Source organism: Streptomyces rishiriensis, assembly GCF_003112535.1.
GTDB classification, from domain to species: Bacteria; Actinomycetota; Actinomycetes; order Streptomycetales; family Streptomycetaceae; genus Streptomyces; species Streptomyces rishiriensis.
This window is the reverse complement of record NZ_BEWA01000017.1, coordinates 307,548-323,632: the sequence shown is the minus strand read 5'-3', so window position 1 is coordinate 323,632 and position 16,085 is coordinate 307,548. Positions and strand designations below refer to the sequence as shown.

At 70.5% G+C, this 16,085-nt stretch carries 14 protein-coding genes and 1 pseudogene; 7 read left to right on the top strand and 8 right to left on the bottom strand.

The window, feature by feature from the left end; genetic code table 11:
* Window position 1: 1 nt before the first annotated feature.
* The 5 genes and pseudogenes from Sri02f_RS41385 to Sri02f_RS29290 all read right to left on the bottom strand — a co-directional run.
* Window positions 2–310 (bottom strand): MbtH family protein, encoded by a 309-nt coding sequence (locus tag Sri02f_RS41385; RefSeq protein ID WP_159106796.1) that lies wholly within the window; start codon window positions 308–310, stop codon window positions 2–4.
* Window positions 288–1,610: an MFS transporter gene (locus tag Sri02f_RS29305; RefSeq protein WP_109004329.1), complete on the bottom strand. Its 1,323-nt coding sequence runs from the start codon at window positions 1,608–1,610 to the stop codon at window positions 288–290. The genes Sri02f_RS41385 and Sri02f_RS29305 overlap by 23 nt, the downstream gene beginning before the upstream one ends.
* 22 nt (window positions 1,611–1,632) lie before the next feature.
* Window positions 1,633–2,577, bottom strand: a complete 945-nt coding sequence (locus tag Sri02f_RS29300) for a TauD/TfdA family dioxygenase (RefSeq protein WP_109004328.1) — start codon at window positions 2,575–2,577, stop codon at window positions 1,633–1,635.
* On the bottom strand, window positions 2,574–4,565 hold the full coding sequence (locus Sri02f_RS29295) for a RiPP maturation radical SAM C-methyltransferase (RefSeq protein WP_281261907.1): 1,992 nt from the start codon (window positions 4,563–4,565) through the stop codon (window positions 2,574–2,576). Before Sri02f_RS29295 ends, Sri02f_RS29300 begins: the two co-directional genes overlap by 4 nt.
* 458 nt (window positions 4,566–5,023) lie before the next feature.
* Window positions 5,024–5,923, bottom strand: a pseudogene (locus tag Sri02f_RS29290) (non-reducing end alpha-L-arabinofuranosidase family hydrolase); the annotation flags it as partial.
* Window positions 5,924–6,560: 637 nt separating this feature from the next.
* On the opposite strand from Sri02f_RS29290, the gene Sri02f_RS42285 reads away from it, so the two are divergent.
* The 3 genes from Sri02f_RS42285 to Sri02f_RS29280 all read left to right on the top strand — a co-directional run bounded on the left by Sri02f_RS42285 (window position 6,561) and on the right by Sri02f_RS29280 (window position 8,571).
* Window positions 6,561–6,704 (top strand): hypothetical protein, encoded by a 144-nt coding sequence (locus Sri02f_RS42285; RefSeq protein WP_218029902.1) that lies wholly within the window; start codon window positions 6,561–6,563, stop codon window positions 6,702–6,704.
* 209 nt (window positions 6,705–6,913) lie between these two features.
* Window positions 6,914–7,375, top strand: coding sequence for a hypothetical protein (locus tag Sri02f_RS29285; protein WP_159106795.1), 462 nt, complete (start codon window positions 6,914–6,916; stop codon window positions 7,373–7,375).
* 377 nt (window positions 7,376–7,752) lie between these two features.
* Window positions 7,753–8,571: a FadR/GntR family transcriptional regulator gene (locus tag Sri02f_RS29280; RefSeq protein WP_109004325.1), complete on the top strand. Its 819-nt coding sequence runs from the start codon at window positions 7,753–7,755 to the stop codon at window positions 8,569–8,571.
* Between the two features lie 15 nt (window positions 8,572–8,586).
* On the opposite strand, the gene Sri02f_RS29275 is transcribed toward Sri02f_RS29280, so the two are convergent.
* Window positions 8,587–9,600, bottom strand: coding sequence for a LacI family DNA-binding transcriptional regulator (locus Sri02f_RS29275; RefSeq protein WP_109004324.1), 1,014 nt, complete (start codon window positions 9,598–9,600; stop codon window positions 8,587–8,589).
* A 406-nt stretch (window positions 9,601–10,006) separates the two neighbouring features.
* Here Sri02f_RS29275 and Sri02f_RS29270 point away from each other — a divergent pair, with 406 nt between their 5' ends.
* Window positions 10,007–10,972, top strand: a complete 966-nt coding sequence (locus tag Sri02f_RS29270; protein ID WP_109004323.1) for a glycoside hydrolase family 6 protein — start codon at window positions 10,007–10,009, stop codon at window positions 10,970–10,972.
* Between the two features lie 212 nt (window positions 10,973–11,184).
* The gene (locus Sri02f_RS29265) at window positions 11,185–12,465 is read left to right on the top strand and encodes a glycoside hydrolase family 6 protein (RefSeq protein WP_109004322.1); all 1,281 of its coding nucleotides are present in this window, start codon (window positions 11,185–11,187) and stop codon (window positions 12,463–12,465) included.
* Window positions 12,466–12,604: 139 nt separating this feature from the next.
* On the opposite strand, the gene Sri02f_RS29260 is transcribed toward Sri02f_RS29265, so the two are convergent.
* Together Sri02f_RS29260 and Sri02f_RS29255 are read right to left on the bottom strand one after the other, a co-directional pair.
* Window positions 12,605–12,886 (bottom strand): hypothetical protein, encoded by a 282-nt coding sequence (locus tag Sri02f_RS29260; protein ID WP_109004321.1) that lies wholly within the window; start codon window positions 12,884–12,886, stop codon window positions 12,605–12,607.
* Window positions 12,883–13,701 carry a phytanoyl-CoA dioxygenase family protein gene (locus Sri02f_RS29255; protein ID WP_174855723.1) on the bottom strand — a complete coding sequence of 273 codons (819 nt, stop codon included), beginning with the start codon at window positions 13,699–13,701 and terminating at the stop codon, window positions 12,883–12,885. The genes Sri02f_RS29260 and Sri02f_RS29255 overlap by 4 nt, the downstream gene beginning before the upstream one ends.
* A 73-nt stretch (window positions 13,702–13,774) precedes the next feature.
* Here Sri02f_RS29255 and Sri02f_RS29250 point away from each other — a divergent pair, with 73 nt between their 5' ends.
* Window positions 13,775–14,569 carry an AraC family transcriptional regulator gene (locus tag Sri02f_RS29250; RefSeq protein ID WP_109004319.1) on the top strand — a complete coding sequence of 265 codons (795 nt, stop codon included), beginning with the start codon at window positions 13,775–13,777 and terminating at the stop codon, window positions 14,567–14,569.
* Between the two features lie 378 nt (window positions 14,570–14,947).
* Window positions 14,948–16,069 carry an SGNH/GDSL hydrolase family protein gene (locus tag Sri02f_RS29245; protein WP_373865135.1) on the top strand — a complete coding sequence of 374 codons (1,122 nt, stop codon included), beginning with the start codon at window positions 14,948–14,950 and terminating at the stop codon, window positions 16,067–16,069.
* Window positions 16,070–16,085: the final 16 nt, after the last annotated feature.

The window sequence follows — 16,085 nt, the reverse complement described above, 5'->3', positions numbered from 1 at the left end:
GTCAGCCCGCCCGGTCGGCGCTCTCGGCCACCGGTCCGCCCCAGCCGTCCTGTAAGTCCCGTGAGTCCTGTGAATCCCGTGAGTCCTGAGAGTCCCGTTCGCCCGCCCGCAGGCGGCGGCGGAGGCTGAGCGGACGCATGTCGGTCCACACGTCCTCGATATGAGCGAGGCAGTCGGACTTCGGGCCGGACTTGCCCGCGTCCGACCATCCGGCCGGGTTGTCCCGGTCGGCGGGCCAGACGGAGTACTGCTCCTCGTGGTTGACCACGACTTTGTACAGCCGGTCGTCATCGTCGGGCTTCGGCGTCATCCCCGTGACTCTCCTCTCGTGGTGGCGGCGCGTCGGTGGGCCGCGTCTGCGGGAGCCGTCCGGCGGTCTGCTCCGGGTGGCGCTGTCGAATGGAAGTGAAGGCGGCGGCCACGACCACGACCAGGAAGACGACGGCCACCGCGGTCAGCGGCCCGCGCGTCCCCAGCCGGCCGACCAGGGCGGTGAGCAGGGCCGCGCCGAGGGGCGCGAGGCTGCCGTGGATCGTCCAGAACGCGGAGGTGACCCGGCCGAGCAGATGGTCCGGCGTGACCTGCTGCCGCAGGGACATCGAGCAGACGCCCGCCAGTGCCATGCCGAAGGAGTACAGACAGATGGTCACGGCCGCCACGGACACGTGTCCGGTGCCGCCCAGCACGAGCACCGACACCGAGCACAGACTCATCGCGCCGAGCCAACAGCGGCCGAAGCCCCAGGAGCGGCGCAGCCTGGCGGTCGCGGCGGCGGCGACGCAGGTGCCGAACCCGGCCAGTGCGAGGACGTAGCCCACGGTGCGTTCGTCCTGCCCCAGACCGTTCCGCAGGTGGTAGATGAACACGTCGGTCATGCCCAGGCTGAGGAAGGTGGTGACGGTCAGCAGCACGGTGAGCGCCCGCAGCACCGGCGTGTGCCACAGGAAGGCGGCGCCGACCCGGAAGCCGGAGCGCGGGTCGTGTGCCCGGGCTGCCCCGCTCCCGGCCTCGTCCGCCGCCGGCGGCGGCGCGGTGGGCCTGAGCCTGATGAACGCCAGGCCCACCAGGGAGATCCCGAAGCTGCCCGCGTTGATGGCGACGGCTGCCGTCGGACCGAAGAATCCGGCCACCACTCCGGCCAGGGCAGGGCCGGCGATGTACGCGATCGCGTTCGTCGCCTCCAGCCGGCCGTTCGCCGCGACGATCTGCTCCTTGTCGACGAGGTTCGCCACGGCGGTGACATAGGTGATCCGGAACAACGTCTCGAAGACCGAGGCCAGCGCCATGACCACGTACAGCAGCCAGATCTGCGGGTTCAGGGCCCAGCAGACCGGGATCGCGCCGTACAGCACCAGCCGGGCGCCGTCGCAGAGCATCAGCAGACGCCGCCGGTCGAAGCGGTCGGCCCAGGAGCCGCCCACCAGACCGGTGAGCAGCGCGGTGGCGCCCGCGACGGCCGTGAGCAACCCCATCTGCGCCGCCGACCCGGTGGTGTGCAGCACCAGCAGCGGCAGTGCGACCAGAGAGAAGGCGTTGCCGACCTCGGACAGGGCCTGGACCGCCCAGAATACGGAGAAGTCCCGGTTGGACCGGAGCGAACGCGCGAACATGCGAGGGTCTTCCGTCCTGGGGCTAGCGGTGGGGGGTGTACTGCTCCGCCATGGCGACCGCGATCCGACGGGGGCCGGTGAACGGCTCACGGCCGTGCGCGACCAGCATGTTGTCGATCACCAGGACGTCGTCCGCACGGTAGTCGAAGCGGGTCGTCGCGGATCGGTAGCAGGCCCGGAGATGGTCCATGACGTCGTCCGGGATCGCTCCGCCGTCTCCGTAGTAGGTCTGGCTGGGGAGATTCTCCTCCCCCAGCATCTCCAGCAACCCGAGCCGGACCGACTCCGGCAGCGTGGTGGCGTGGAAGACCGTCGCGTGGTTGAACCACACCGGTTCGCCGGTCGACGGATGGCGGTGCACCACCTCCCGTACCGCCCGGGTGCGCAGCCCTCCGCCGGGCAGCCACTGTGCCTCGATGTCCCGCTCCCGGCAGTACCGCTCGACCTCCGCGCCGTCCTCGGTGGCGAACGCCTCCTGCCACGACAGACCGACCAGTTCGCCGTAGTTGCGTACGACCGACCAGCCGCGCCGGGTGAACTCCCGGCGCACCTCGTCGTCGACGGCGGCCAGCACCCGCCGGGTGTCGGCAAGCGGGGTGGCGCCCCGGGTCAGCGGCGGGCACACACAGTGGAAGTACAGGGTCAGCGGCCAACTCGCCTGATAGGAGTTCTCGTTGTGCAGGAAGATCTCTTCACCGGGCGGGTAGTCGGTGGACGTGTAGACGTTCCCCTTGATCACGCTCCGGGGGGAGGAACGCTCGGTGTACGGCAGCGGCTCGCCGGAGAGCGCGCGGACGATGTCCGCGAAGCCGTCGGCGCCCCCGACGTCGAAGCCGCGCAGCAGCAGCGCGCCGCGTTCGCGCAGCGCCGCCCGCAGGTCCTCCCGCCGGGCGCGCAGCCGTTCGACGGCCGACTCGCCGTGGCCCTCGACGACCAGCGGGAGCGTCGGGGTGGTCTCGACCGTCATCGCGGCGCCTCCGACACGAGCGGCAGCAGCCGCCGGGCGCCGACGGCGGCGGGCTCGTCCCGGGCGGGTTCCTCCCGGGCGGGTTCCTCGATCTCGCCGTCCGCTCCGGTCAGCACCAGGCTCATCACCCGGCCGTTCTCCGTGAAGAGGAACCGGTGTCCGGTGAGCATGTCCAGGCGTTGCCGCAGGTCGTCCGGTCCTTCCGGCCAGTCCCGGGCCAACTGCTCGGGCTTGGCCGGCGAGGACAGCCGGCGCAGCAGCCGGCCGGTCGCCGCGTCGACCGGGTGTGTCCGAAGGGCCCCGGACCGGGAGTCTCGGACCGTGAGCCGGCCGTCGTCGTCGGCGACCATTCGCAGCTCGCGACGGGCCGCCCCGTCCGCCCCGTCCACCCCGTCCACCCCGTACCAGGCCGTACGCCACTGGGTGACCAGAGTGCTCAACTCGTCGTGCCACTCGACCGCGTCGAGCATGTACGGGGCCAGGTTCTGGTCGGCGAAGAAGTACGCGAGATCGGCCAGCGCCGGCTCGTCGAAGGGGTACGTCAGGGAGTAGTAGTCCACGGGCTTCAGGACGAGCCCGTACTCGTCGCTCCGCTTGAAGTAGGGGCTGAAGCGGTCGAAGCGCACCATGTAGACGCCGTGCGGCGGAACCAGGTGGACGAAGTCGCGCAGTTCCTCGGCGTACTTGCGGTAGACCGTCGGGTTCTCGCCGGGGAAGCCGATCAGCAGGTTCCACTCGGGCTTGATCCCGAACTCCTCGCAGTTCTTGAGGAACTGCAGGTTCTGGAACGCGGTCGTGCCCTTGCCCATCAGTTTGAGCGTCGAGGAGGACAGCGCCTCGATGCCGGGCTGGACGACGGTGACGCCGGCGTCCGTCATGGCGCGCAGGTCCTGGCGGCTCAGCGGAAGCTTGACCTCGTAGAAGATCTCGGCCCCCGGCGGCGGCTCGAGGCGAGGGAAGACCTCGCGCGAGTAATTGCGGGGCATGACATTGTCCGTGCAGAAGAGCGAGGTATAGGCGGGCGCGAAGCCGAATAGCCACTCGAACTGCTGGACGGCCAGGTCCGGAGACATGGACCGGAACGCCATGCTTTCGCCGTTCAGCCCGCAGAAGGTGCAGTGCGAACGCTGCCCCCACCAGCAGCCGCGGGACGTCTCGAAGAACAGCATGGGTTTGCTGGTCCCCGTGCGCCGCAGTTCCGGATGCCCGTCCAACGCCTTGAAGAAACTGTCGTAGTCGGGCAGGAAGAAGTCGTCGATATCGCGTTCCGCGCCGATGGCCTTGCGGAAGCGCGGGTCCCGGCAGTTCCGCTCGGAGAGGATTCCCGGAACGGCGTCGGCGCCCTCCGGGTTCCCGTCGAGGACGCACCGCAGGAACTCACCGAAGGTGTTCAGCGCGGGCCCGGAGAAGACGAAGTCGACGGCCGGCACATGCTCGGCGATCACCGAGCCCATGGGCGCCTCGCAGTTCGCCCCGCCGAGCACGACGAGCGTCCGCGGGCTGCGCTCCTTGATCAGCCGCGCCAGGGCGATACTCGGCACATGCTGGGCGAACATCGAGCTGAACCCCACGACATGGGCCTCGTCGAGCCGATAGCGGTCGATCAGCTCCTCGCAGAACTCGCGCAGTCCGTCCCGCGCCGACAGGATCTGCTCGCGGAAGTCGGCCCACCGGGCGCCCCGGTAGTAGCGCTGGAAGTATTCCGTGGCGGTGTCGGCTTCACCGGGAAAGGCGATGTGCCGGAACAGCCAGTCCCCGATCCCCGTGTCCACGTGATCGTGGCTCACGGAGAGGGCCTCGTACAGACGTGTCCCGAAGAACTCGGCCATGTCCTGGTTGAGATAGCACACACGCGCTCGCGCCCGGTCGTCGAACTCCCGGTGAACGAGAGTCGACAACTGTCCCAGGGCGAATGACGGACGATTCCAGTCGGCGAATGGCATGTTCACTAAAGCGACATGCAACAACTGCGGCCTCCCCGTGATCATTCGTTCCGAGTCTAGTGGGCCATGGCTTGAGTCGGCAGGGACGTTCAGGCCAACGGAATTTCCGAGGGGGCGGGGTGAGCGCCGGATGAACCTGGTTTCTTCAGCTGCCGCCGTACAGGTGCGTTCGCGGTGGTCCGGCGTGTGTCCGCCGAAGACTTCGCGGGCCTGACGGCCGGTCCCCACGCGGGACGACACGGTCGGCGCGGGGGGGATGATCCAGCCAAGTGCCGCAAGCACTTGCAAGAGCGCCGTGAGTGCCGTGAGTGCCGTGAGTCCCGAACGCCGAAGGCAGGCCACGTCACCGCGTGCGCCGGCTTCGCACGAGAGGAATCCCAGCCGGCGGCTGGGATTCCTCGATGCCGCGCGTGTCGGTCAGCGGGCGCCTGTCACCCGCACCGAAGACCACTCATCGCCGCGCCCGTCGACCGCGCGGGCGCGATTATCGTGGATCAGGCAGGTCAGCGCTGCAGGGTCAGGACACCCGGTCGCCAGGGCAGTCGGTCGTAAGGACCGCTCGCGGAGGGGGACTTGCCCTGGTACAGGAACTGCAGGTTGCAGGGGTCGATGGTCATGGTCTGGTCGGGGTTGTTGCGGACCAGGTCACCGTGGCTGATGTCGTTGGTCCAGTTGGCGCCGCTGTTCGCCTTGCCCGCGAAGGGGTTGTTCTCGCTGGCGGCCTGCGGGGTCCACGAGCCGTTCAGGCTGGAGGCCGTGAACGAGCGGAAGTAGCGCTGCTCGTTCACGCCCCGGGCCTCGACGATCATGAGGTACTGGTTCTGGCCCTGGACCTTGTAGACCTGCGGCGCCTCGAACAGGTTCTTCACCGAGTCGCTCATGACGGTCGTGTACGAGGAGCCGAAGTTGCCGGGGAAGTTCCCGATCGGCATGCTCGCCCGGTAGATCTTGCCGTTGTCGCCGGCGAAGAACAGGTACATGTTCTGGCCGTCGGCGATCAGGGTCTGGTCGATCGGGGCGGCGCCCGGGATGCCGCCGGTGAACAGCGGCTGCGGCGCGGACCAGCCGTTGGGGTTGGTGGGGTCACTGGACGTGCGGTAGATGAACGGCCACGCACCCCACTGGTACGCAAGCACCCAGATGTTCTTGGGCGCGAAGTAGAACAGCGTGGGCGCCACCGCGGACTGACTCATGCCGGCCTGGCCGGCCGAGGCCATGTCCGACCAGTTCGTGAAGGGACTGAACCTCATCGACCCGTAGGACGAGCCGGACACGTTCGACGCGTAGACCAGGTGCTTGCCGTTGTAGACCACGTTGGTGAAGTCCTTCAGGGCGACCCACCCGTTCGCCGGCTGCGCCAACGCGCCCGTCGACGTCCACCGGTACGACGACGGAAGAGAACACGCCCTGGTGGCGGCCGCCTGTGCCGGGTTCGCGACGAGCGACGCCGCCAACGAGACCAGGGTCGCGACCCCGGCGGCGAGCACCACAGACAGACGTTTGCGGCTGAAACTTCCACTGCGCATGACGACCTCTTGATTCTCGAGTGAGCGGTCCCGGCCGGCCCCGTCACAGGCGGTCCGGACTGTCGGTGTGCTGCGGTTCGCAGCGGTTCTGAAGCAGCGGGCGAACCCGCCCCTTGCGGCTCCCCGTTCCCGCACGCGTCTTCTGACGCCCCGGTGGCGACCGGCACCTTCGGGCAGCCGCGCAACGCACCGGCCCGCCTCGGGCGTTGACCGCCCTGGTGCGAGCCCACCGCCTCGCGAGCCCCACGTGCTCCGCGGAGGCATGGATGCGGCCGATTGCCGCCGCCGGGGCAGGACCCCGACGACGGGGGTGATGGGGCCATGACACATACATGCGGGGCGGGCTCCTTGCGACTCGGCCGTTTCAGTGGGGGTGACCCGGACGTGCCCCACTCCACAAAGGGAGCGGTTCCGACCCGCGTACGTGATATCGAACAAGGGGCGAAGTGTCGAGCAAACTGGATGATAGGAGGCCAGTCGGCGGCGTCAATACCTCTCGCAATATTCGTGATCGATGTCGAAACATTTCGAAGGCTCGATGGAAGGAACGCCGCCGGTCAAGGCAGTCATGCCGGTCAAGGCGGTCAAGTCCCTCGATGGGTCCACCGGGCACATGGGCGGCAAGGCATTTCGCGCGCCCTGGCCGGAATGCCCTTGAGGCGGCACCACCGGCCCACCGAGCCAACGCAGAGCCGTGCCACTCCCGCAGGCGAGCATGCCAACCCCCACCATGACCGCAACTTGCGTACGGGTATGCGCACGTTGCGGGCCGCCGCACTGTCCCGTCGGCTTCGTCGGCTCGCGGAAACAGATGATCCGCCACGGCGTCGAATCCGCCGTGTCAGTCCCTCCCCCTACGGTTTGCCCATGACTCCTGAGCTGCGGGACCGGTTAAGCCCCTTCCACGACAAGGCGATCGCGCGCGGCCTACCAGCCGACGACGTGGAGCGATGGATGGCCACCGCCCGCCCCTGTTCGATGCTGACGCAGGACGGTGGCGGGGACGAGGACAGGGGTGGCGGCGGGGGCAGGCCCGTCGTCGGACGATTCGGTGGCCCGCTCCTGCTCCCGCCCGACACCCCGGATCCCGCCCACCCCTTCGTCGCCTCCATCGACCTCGCGGCTCTGCCCGCCGACGCGACGGACCTGCCCCTGCCTCCCGCCGGCCACCTGTTGCTCTTCGCCTTCCCCGAGACCGCCGACTACGACGAGACGCTGGGAAGCGTGATACACGTCCCCGTCGGCACGGCCGTGACGGAACGGGACAGGAACGCCTGGAACTCCTCGGACAACGAGGATTACGAGGCGATGTTCGCGGCGTTCCCGTAGGGCCCGTTGCGGGCGACCATCCATGTGCCGCTGCCCTACCACCATGCGGTCGAGCTCCCCGAGAAGCCGTGGAGCGAGCCGCTTCCCGGACATCCCCGCTCCGAGGAACTCCTCGCGGTAGGGATTAGCCGCCCTATCCAAAGCCCGGCCAGGGGTGCGCGCGACTCCATTCGGACGACTCGGCGGCGACGATCCGGAGAGCGAGCGAGGCAGGGCAGCTCCCGGATGGGCGTATCTGGACATGTGGCTGTGTGAGATCAGGATCCTCGGTTCCTGAAGGCGCCATATAAGTACGACTCATCGCGGACTGGGGTACGATGAACCGCGCTCCACAGCGATCAGTCGCTCTCGTCGCAGCCACCCCGGAGGCAGGACAGATGAACCACACGCCCGCGACAGAAGCAGCCTCGCCGGAGCATGCCTCCCCCTCCGCGGCCGCAGCCCCCTCCGCGGCCGCAGCGGTGAACGGCCCCGACGAGGAGCGGCGTGACTACCGGCCCGGTTACGAGATCGTGGCGGAGCGGATCCTCGAATACATCGCCGAGTCCCGGCTGGCTGCGGGTGACCGGCTGCCCACGGAGATCGACCTGGCCCAGAGGCTGGACACCAGCAGGGCGGTGGTGCGGGAGGCCGTGAAGATCCTCTCGGCGCTCGGCCGTGTACGGGCCCACAAGGGCAGGGGCCTGTTCGTCGCGGACGACGAAGGCATGCTCACCACCAGTCGCTGGGGAGGCTTCTTCCGCCCCGTCGACCTCGACCACGTGCTGATGCTGTTCGAGTTCCGCAGGGTCCAGGAGATGGCCGCCAGCAGCCTGGCCGCCACCCGGGCCACGCCCGCCGAGCTGCGGACCATCGAGGTGGCCATGCAGAACTGCCGGCACGGGTTCGCCCAGGGCCAGGTCGACGTCTTCAACCAGGCGGACGAGGACTTCCACGTGGGCGTCGCCGTGGCCTCGCACAACACCTTCCTCGTGAGCACCGTCCGCGATGCTCGACGACTCCAGCGGCAGTCCAGCGCCATCGGGATCCACGACGTGCTCAGCGAGGGCACCGCGGCCGCGGTCGAGGAGCACGAGGCGATCTACCGGGCCATCCGTGACGGCCGCCCCGAGGAGGCGGCCAAGGCCACGGCGGACCATCTCGACAGGACGCTGGAGGACTACCGACGGGAGATCCAGCGGCGACTGTTCGGGTAGGCGGGCCCGCCCAGGTCAGGCGCTGGCGCGGGTGACCAGCCTGGTGGGAAGGATCAGCGGGGTGGGATCCTGCCCGTTGACGAGTGCGACCAGCATGCGCGCCATCTCCCGCCCGAACTCCGTGATGGGCTGATGGACGGTGGTGAGCGGCGGATCGGCGATCCGGGCGATCGCCAGGTCGTCGAAGCCCACCACGGCGACCTCGGCGGGCACGGGCCGGCCGGTCTCGCGCAAGGTGCGCAGCGCCCCCGCCGCCATGTTGTCGTTGGCGGCGCACACCCCGTCCACATCAGGGTGGTTCGCCAGCAGTGCGGTCATGACGGCGGCTCCGCTGGGCTCGGTGAAGTCCCCCTCCAGCGGCGGGAACGGATCGAGGCCGGCCGCCAGCACGGCGTCACGGTAGCCGCGGTACCGTGCGCGCCCGGCCTCGGTGTCCATGCGTCCGCAGATCGCGGCGACCCGCGTCCGGCCGCGTGAGAGCAGGTACTCGGTCGCCTCGCGCGCGCCGCCGACGTTGTCGACGTCCACGTACCACCGCGGGGCCGGACCGACCGGGCGCCCGCCGAACACGACGGGTATCTCCGCCTCCTGGGCCATCCGGGCCAGCGGATCGTCCTCGCGCAGCGCCATCAGCATGACGCCGTCGGCGCCCTTGGACCGGAAGAGCTCCTCCACCCGCTTGCGCCCCCGGTCGGAAGCGGCCAGGCACAGCATGAGGTGCAGGTCGGCCTCCTCCAGAGCTGCCGACGCCCCCACGATCACCTGGGCGAAGAACGGATCCGCGAAGATCGACGGGTCCTCGCCCGAGATCACCAGGGCCGCCGCTCCCGTCTGACGGGTGGCCAGGGCACGGGCGCTCGGATTGGGCACGTAGGCGAGCTGCCGGACGGCCCGTTCGACCGCCTCGCGTTTCACGCGGCTGACGTGCGGAGCGTTGTTCAGGGCGCGAGAGGCCACGGAACGGGAGACGCCGGCGAGTTCGGCCACCTCGTCGAGCGTCGGCTGCCGACGAGGCGCGGCTTCTGCCATGGACCATGAGCCTTTCCGTCGCGACCAGAAGGGTACGAAATACTGGAAGCGCTTCCAGTTCAGGAACTGTAGAGCCTCGTCCTCGCCCTGTGAAGGCCTGGCGAGGCCGGCCCGCGGAGGCGATTCACGCCGGTCCAGAGAAGGCCGGAACAGCGGATTTCGCATGGACGCTTGACAGTTCCGACGCCCCGCCACACGATACCGACCACACCCCAAGGCCCTCCGTGCTGTTGGGACCGCTTCCAGTGGGAGCGCTCCCAGCAGTCGCTGCCGGTCCTTCGGATGTGCCGCCCCTGCCGGAAGCCGCCGGATCCCGGGGGCGTCGCACCACCGCACCTCCTCAGCGCGTCGCACGCTCGGGACGAGCGCGTGCGACGCATCCACGCCAGGAAACCGAGGTTCAGTCATGCGCCGCAGACTCCGCGCCCTCGTGACAGCGTTCTTCGCTCTGCCGCTGGCGCTCGCCGCCGCGCCGTCGGCACACGCCGCCGACCCGACCACCATGACCAGCGGGTTCTACGTGGACCCCGACTCCAGTGCCAAACGCTGGGTCGCCGCCAACCCCGGCGACGGCCGTGCCTCCGCGATCAACGCCTCCCTGGCCAACACCCCGGCGGCTCGCTGGTTCGGCTCCTGGAGCGGCGCGATCGGCACCGCCACGGGCGCGTACGCGGGCGCCGCGGACAGCCGGGACAAGCTGCCCATCCTCGTCGCGTACAACATCTACAACCGCGACTACTGCGGCGGGCACTCCGCGGGCGGAGCGTCCTCGGCGTCCGCCTACGCGAACTGGATCGGACAGTTCGCCGGCGGGATCGCCAACCGTCCGGCCGTCGTGCTCCTGGAACCGGACTCCCTCGGGGACTACGGCTGCATGACGCAGGCTCAGATCACCGAACGGCGCGGCATGCTCAGCGGGGCCCTGACCCAGTTCAACCGCCAGGCCCCCAACACCTGGGTCTACCTGGACGCGGGCAACCCCGGCTGGGCCGGAGCGGCGACCATGGCCCAGCGCCTCAACGACGCCGGCCTGCGACAGGCCCACGGCTTCTCTCTGAACATCTCCAACTACTTCACCACCGCCGAGAACACCGCGTACGGGAACGCCGTCAACCGGGAACTCAGCGCTCGCTACGGCTACACCAAGCCGTTCGTCGTGGACAGCAGCCGTAACGGCAACGGCGCCAACGGCCAGTGGTGCAACCCCGCGGGCCGCCGTATCGGCACTCCCACCCAGACAGGCGGCGGCGCCGAGATGCTCCTGTGGATCAAGACGCCGGGCGAATCCGACGGCAACTGCGGTGTCGGGGCCGGATCCTCGGCCGGACAGTTCCTCCCCGAGGTCGCCTACAAGATGATCTACGGCTACTGATCCGGGGCCTCGCAGCCACTTCCCCCCGCCCGAGGCCCCGCCTCCCGCACTTCACGCCTCCGCGCCGCCGCGCCCACGCCCCACGCCCCGACCCCGGTCCGCGGGCGCGGGGCGCTCAGCGGCCCGCCGGACGGCGGACGGGAGGGGCGGGAGGGCGGCAGGAAGGCGGGGCGACGGGCGTTCCTCCCCTCCTCCATCGACCAGGAGCAGCCATGAAAACACCCCGCCCACGGCGCCGCGTGGCGGCCGTCATCGCGGCGCTCACCGCCTGCGCCGCTCTCACCGCGACGCAGGCGCAGGCGCAGGCGGCACCGACGCGGGACGTGATCACCCCGGCCACGAGGTTCTACGTGGACCCGCACGGCAAAGCCGCGCGGCAGGCCCTCGTGGACCTCCGGCACGGCGACTTCGAGAACGCGGCGAACATGGCCAGGCTCGCGAGCTGGCCCCAGGCCGAATGGTTCACCGAGGGCACGCCCGACGAGGTGCGCGTCAAGGTGAGCAAGCTCGTCGGCCGGGCCCGGGCCGTGGACCGGACGCCCGTCCTGGTCGCCTACAACGTGCCGGGCCGGGACTGCACGCAGTACTCCAGCGGCGGAGCGGCGTCCTCGGCCGCCTACCGGCAGTGGATCGACGCCTTCGCCGCCGGCATCGGCGGCGGCAAGGCGGCGGTCGTCGTCGAGCCCGACGGTCTGGCGCTCCTCCCCAAGGAGTGCGGACCCTCCGCCGACCCGACCGGCGCACTGACGGCCGCCCGCATCGCCGACCTCGAATACGCCGTGAAGACGCTCAAGGCCCGGCCGCGTACCGCGGTGTACCTGGACGCGGGGAACGTCCTGTGGCGGTCGGTCGGCGACATGGCCCAGCGCTTGCTGGACGCCGGGGTCCGCTACGGCGACGGCTTCTCCCTGAACGTGTCCAACACCCATCCCACCGCCCACAACGCCAGGTACGGCGCCTGGGTGTCCAAGTGCATGTGGTTCGCCACCGAGGGACCCGAGCAGGCGCACGGCCACACCGACTGGTGCGCCAGTCAGTACTACTCGTCGGCGGCCCCCAACGACGGCCTCCCCGGCGACGCCGTCGACTCCGCCGACCCCGCCACCTGGCGGTGGACCGACGCCTGGTTCGACCAGAACGTGGGCGACCCGCCGGCCGGCCGGCTGCGGCACTTCGTGATCGACACCAGCCGGAACGGTCTGGGCGCCTGGGCCCCGGAGCCGGGCAAGTACAGCGGGGACCCCGAGATCTGGTGCAACGCGCCCGGCCGCGGTCTCGGCCCGCGCCCGACCGCCGACACGGGCGTTCCCCTCGTCGACGCCTATCTGTGGATCAAGATCCCCGGCGAGTCCGACGGCAGCTGCACGCGCAACACCGGCGGCACGATCGACCCCGAGTACGGCGTCGTCGACCCGCCCGCCGGGACCTGGTGGCCCGACCAGGCCCACTCACTGGCGCGCAACGCGGCGCCCCGCCTGACGTTCGGCCGTTGAGCCCGGCGGCCCCCTGCGGCCGGCCGCTGGACGCCGTCCCCCTCACGTCGTGAGACGCGGTCCGGTCACGTCATGGGACGCGGTCCCCTCGCACGCCGGGACGGAGGGGGCCGTCCCCCCGGCCGGGACGGGGGACCTCTCACGTGCCGGGACGGGGGTCCTCCTCCACCTTCTCGAAGAAGAACTCGTGTTTGAGGAAGGAGACGTCGTATTCGTGGCCGGGCTGGGGAGGCAGCAGCTGGGAGGCCTGGAACAGGCGCCACCCGTCGTGCAGCGCGGCCAGCCCGGTGGCGTAGGGCGGCTCGTCGCCGTCGCCGGTCGTCGGGCGGGTGCGGCCGGTCCCGTCGTACCGGGACCAGCCGACGACGTGGGAGTCGAGCGCCGACGAGGAGAGATAGAGGACCAGAACCTGCTGCCTCATGCCTGGCTCCTCTGCGTCGGCCTGTTGGTGACACGGGTGACCCAGTACTCGACGTCGAACGTGTCGTCGCCGGTCAGGGCCCGCCACAGCAGGACCCGGTTGTGGATCTCCAGTCGGGCGGTGGCCTGCTCGTACCAGGGGAAGCCGGCGCCGAGCTCCGCGGCGACGGCCGGGTCGTGCAGGTCGGAGGTGTCCCAGAGGCGCACCTGCGGCACCGTGGGGTTGAGGCGGAGTTTGTACATGTGGCGGCGGCGGTCGGTGTCGTTGCGGCGGCCGCTGTGCCAGATGCCGTGGTGCAGGAGGACGACCGTGCCCGCCGGGCAGGTCAGGCGGGTCTGCCCCCTGAGGTTCTGCACACGTCCGACGTCCGTCTCGTTGATCCTGCGCAGGTGGCTTCCGGGCACGCTCAGCGTGCCGCCCATCGCGGTGGTCACCTCGTGCGGGTAGTACATGAGCTGGATGTCGAAGGCGTCCGGCCGTACGTCGATGATCGCGTCCGCGTGGAGGTCCTGCGCGTGTCCCTCATGCGGCTCGCGGATGTGCACGGCGTGGTGGTCGACGGTCGGCTCGGGGCCGACCAGGCTCTCCACGGCGCCGGCGACGAGCGGGAGGGCGAGCAGTTCGTGGACGAAGGTGTCCCGTGCGAAGGCCGCGCTCAGCGGAGTGCCGTAGGACACCTGCGGCAGGCCCCCGTCCAGGGTCGCGACGGCCCGTTCGTTGATCTCTCGCGGCACCACCCCGTCCAGGCGCAGAGAACCCTGCGCGACGAAGCGTGCCACCTGAACCGATGTCAGGAGGTGCTTGCTGGTTGGCATGCGACGAACGTACGGGCCCGGTACGCCTGGGTCGTGGGCCGAATTCGTCCACTGCTGGTATTTTTCCACCCTCGTGAAGTCCACCACGCTCTGGCTCGACGAGGCGCCCACGGTGGTCGGCGCCGGCATCGGGGTGCACGGCGTCTCCACCGCGCACGACGTCTTCCGCCTGCCCGACCTGTGGCAGCTGCACCTGTACCACTACGAGGGCGCGCTGTCCCTCGGGCAGTCCGTCCACCCCATTCGCCCCGGCCACGTCAGCCTGGTGCCGCCGGACACGGAGGTGCACTTCCACTACCGGGGCAGGTCGGAGCATTTCTACGTCCATCTGCGGCTGCGGGAGTGCGGATCCGCGCGGGTGGTCCCGGTGATGCAGGACGCCGCGGACGAGAGCACGCGCCTGGCCGACCTGCTCCGCCACGCCGTGACGGCCATGCCGACCTCTCCCCCGCGAGCCGCCGCCGAGGTGTGGGCCGCTCTGTGGCGCGTCGCCGAGCTGCCGAGCGGCGAGGGGGACGGGCGCCGCCATCCCTATGTGTCCGCCGCGCAGGCGCACGTCGAGGAACATCTGGCCGGTCCGCTGTCCGTGCCGGAGATCGCTCGCGCCGTCGGAATCTCCCACACGCACCTGACGCGGCTGTTCCGTGCCGAGACCGGCCTCACGGTCGTGTCGTACATCCGGCGTCGCCGCCTGCAACGCGCCCGGCACCTTCTGTCGTCCTCCACCCTGTCCATCACGGCCGTCGCCGCGGCCGTGGGCATCGCCGATCTCCAGGCCTTCAACAAGGCCTGCCGCCGCGAGCTGGGCGCGAGCCCGCGTGACGTGCGTGCGGCCGGGAGTCCGGGAGCAGCCGGCGAGGACGCCTGAGGACTGCCGGGCGAGCCCGGCGGGCGTGGCGTCGCCCGGCGGTGACGGGCGCGTCCCCGTGGTGAGTTCCTCCCCGCCCCGTTGACGGTCACGGTGCACGTGATTACCGTGCGCCACGGATCCCCCGCCCGCCGATCGCCGTCCGGCATTTCGCACGACGGGGATCGCCGCCTCTCGACGCGGCGGCTCAGCAGCGGGCCGTCGGTCCCACCGCCCCATCGCTCCATGGCCCATCGCTCCATCGCCCCACCGCGCTGCTCTGATCCGCTCTGATCCGCTCCGACGGACGAACGACCGAACCCAGCGAAGGAGACACCACGGATGACCGGGATGCGCACGGCCCGCGGAAGCTTACGGACGCACCACAGGCGGGCGCCGGTGTTCACCGCGCCGGCCGCCCTTCTGGCCGCCCTTCTGACCGCGCTCCTGAGCGGCGCGGGCGCCGCCGGCACGGCGCAGGCGGCGCCCGCGGCCCCCCAGCCGCAACCGGTCCGCGCGAAGGGGGTGCTGGCGCAGGTGCACACCGCGGGGCGGGTCGAGGACGCCGGAAGCACGGTGCGGTACAGCTGGCCCGGCGTCTACTTCGAGGGCCGTGTCAGGGGCACCGGCGTGGGCGTCGTGCTCGACGACTCGGCCGCCGACTACGACGTCCAGGTCGACGGCGTCACGGTCGCCACGCTCGTCACGCCCGGCCGGACCACGCACTGGATCAACGGCCTGCGGAACAGCACGCACACCGTCCGGCTCGTCAAGCGCAACGACAGCCCCTGGGCCACCAGCACGTTCGGAGGCTTCGTCGCCGCTCCGGGCGGTGCGGTGCTGAGCAGGCCGGCCGCCCGCAGCCGCCAGATCGAGTTCATCGGCGACTCCCTCACCGTGGGCTACGGCAACCTCTCCACCTCCCGCGACTGCACCTCGGAGCAGGTCAGCCGGAACACCGACGCCGACGTGAGCTACGGGGCTCTCACCGCCCGGCGGCTGGGCGCCGACTACCAGCTCAACGCCTATTCGGGCCTCGGCATGGTGCGCAACTACAACGGAGGCTCGCCGGACGTCACGTACCGGACCTTCTACGACCGCGCCCTGCTGAACGTGCCCGGCGACGTCTGGCGGAACCCCGGCACCTGGCGCCCGCAGATCGTGGTGGTCCACCTCGGCACCAACGACTTCTCGACCGCCCTCAACCCCGGTGAGCCGTGGACGCCCGACAGCCTCGCGGCCGCATACCGGACGGCATACGGCGAGTTCCTCAAGAAGCTGCGGACGCGCTACGGGGCCGCGACGACCATCGTGGCCGTCGGCGCCGGCGCGTTCGCCGGGCATGTCCAGCAGGTGGTCAAGGCACGCGCCGACGCTGGCGACAGCCGGGTGCGGTACTGGCTCCTCGACGACTCGGGGCTTGACTTCCTGGGCTGCCACTGGCACTACTCGGCCCACGACGACCGTCTCATCGCCGACCGGCTCACCTCGTTCCTCGGCGGTCTTCCGACGGCCCGGTGACGATGCCGAGGGGTGC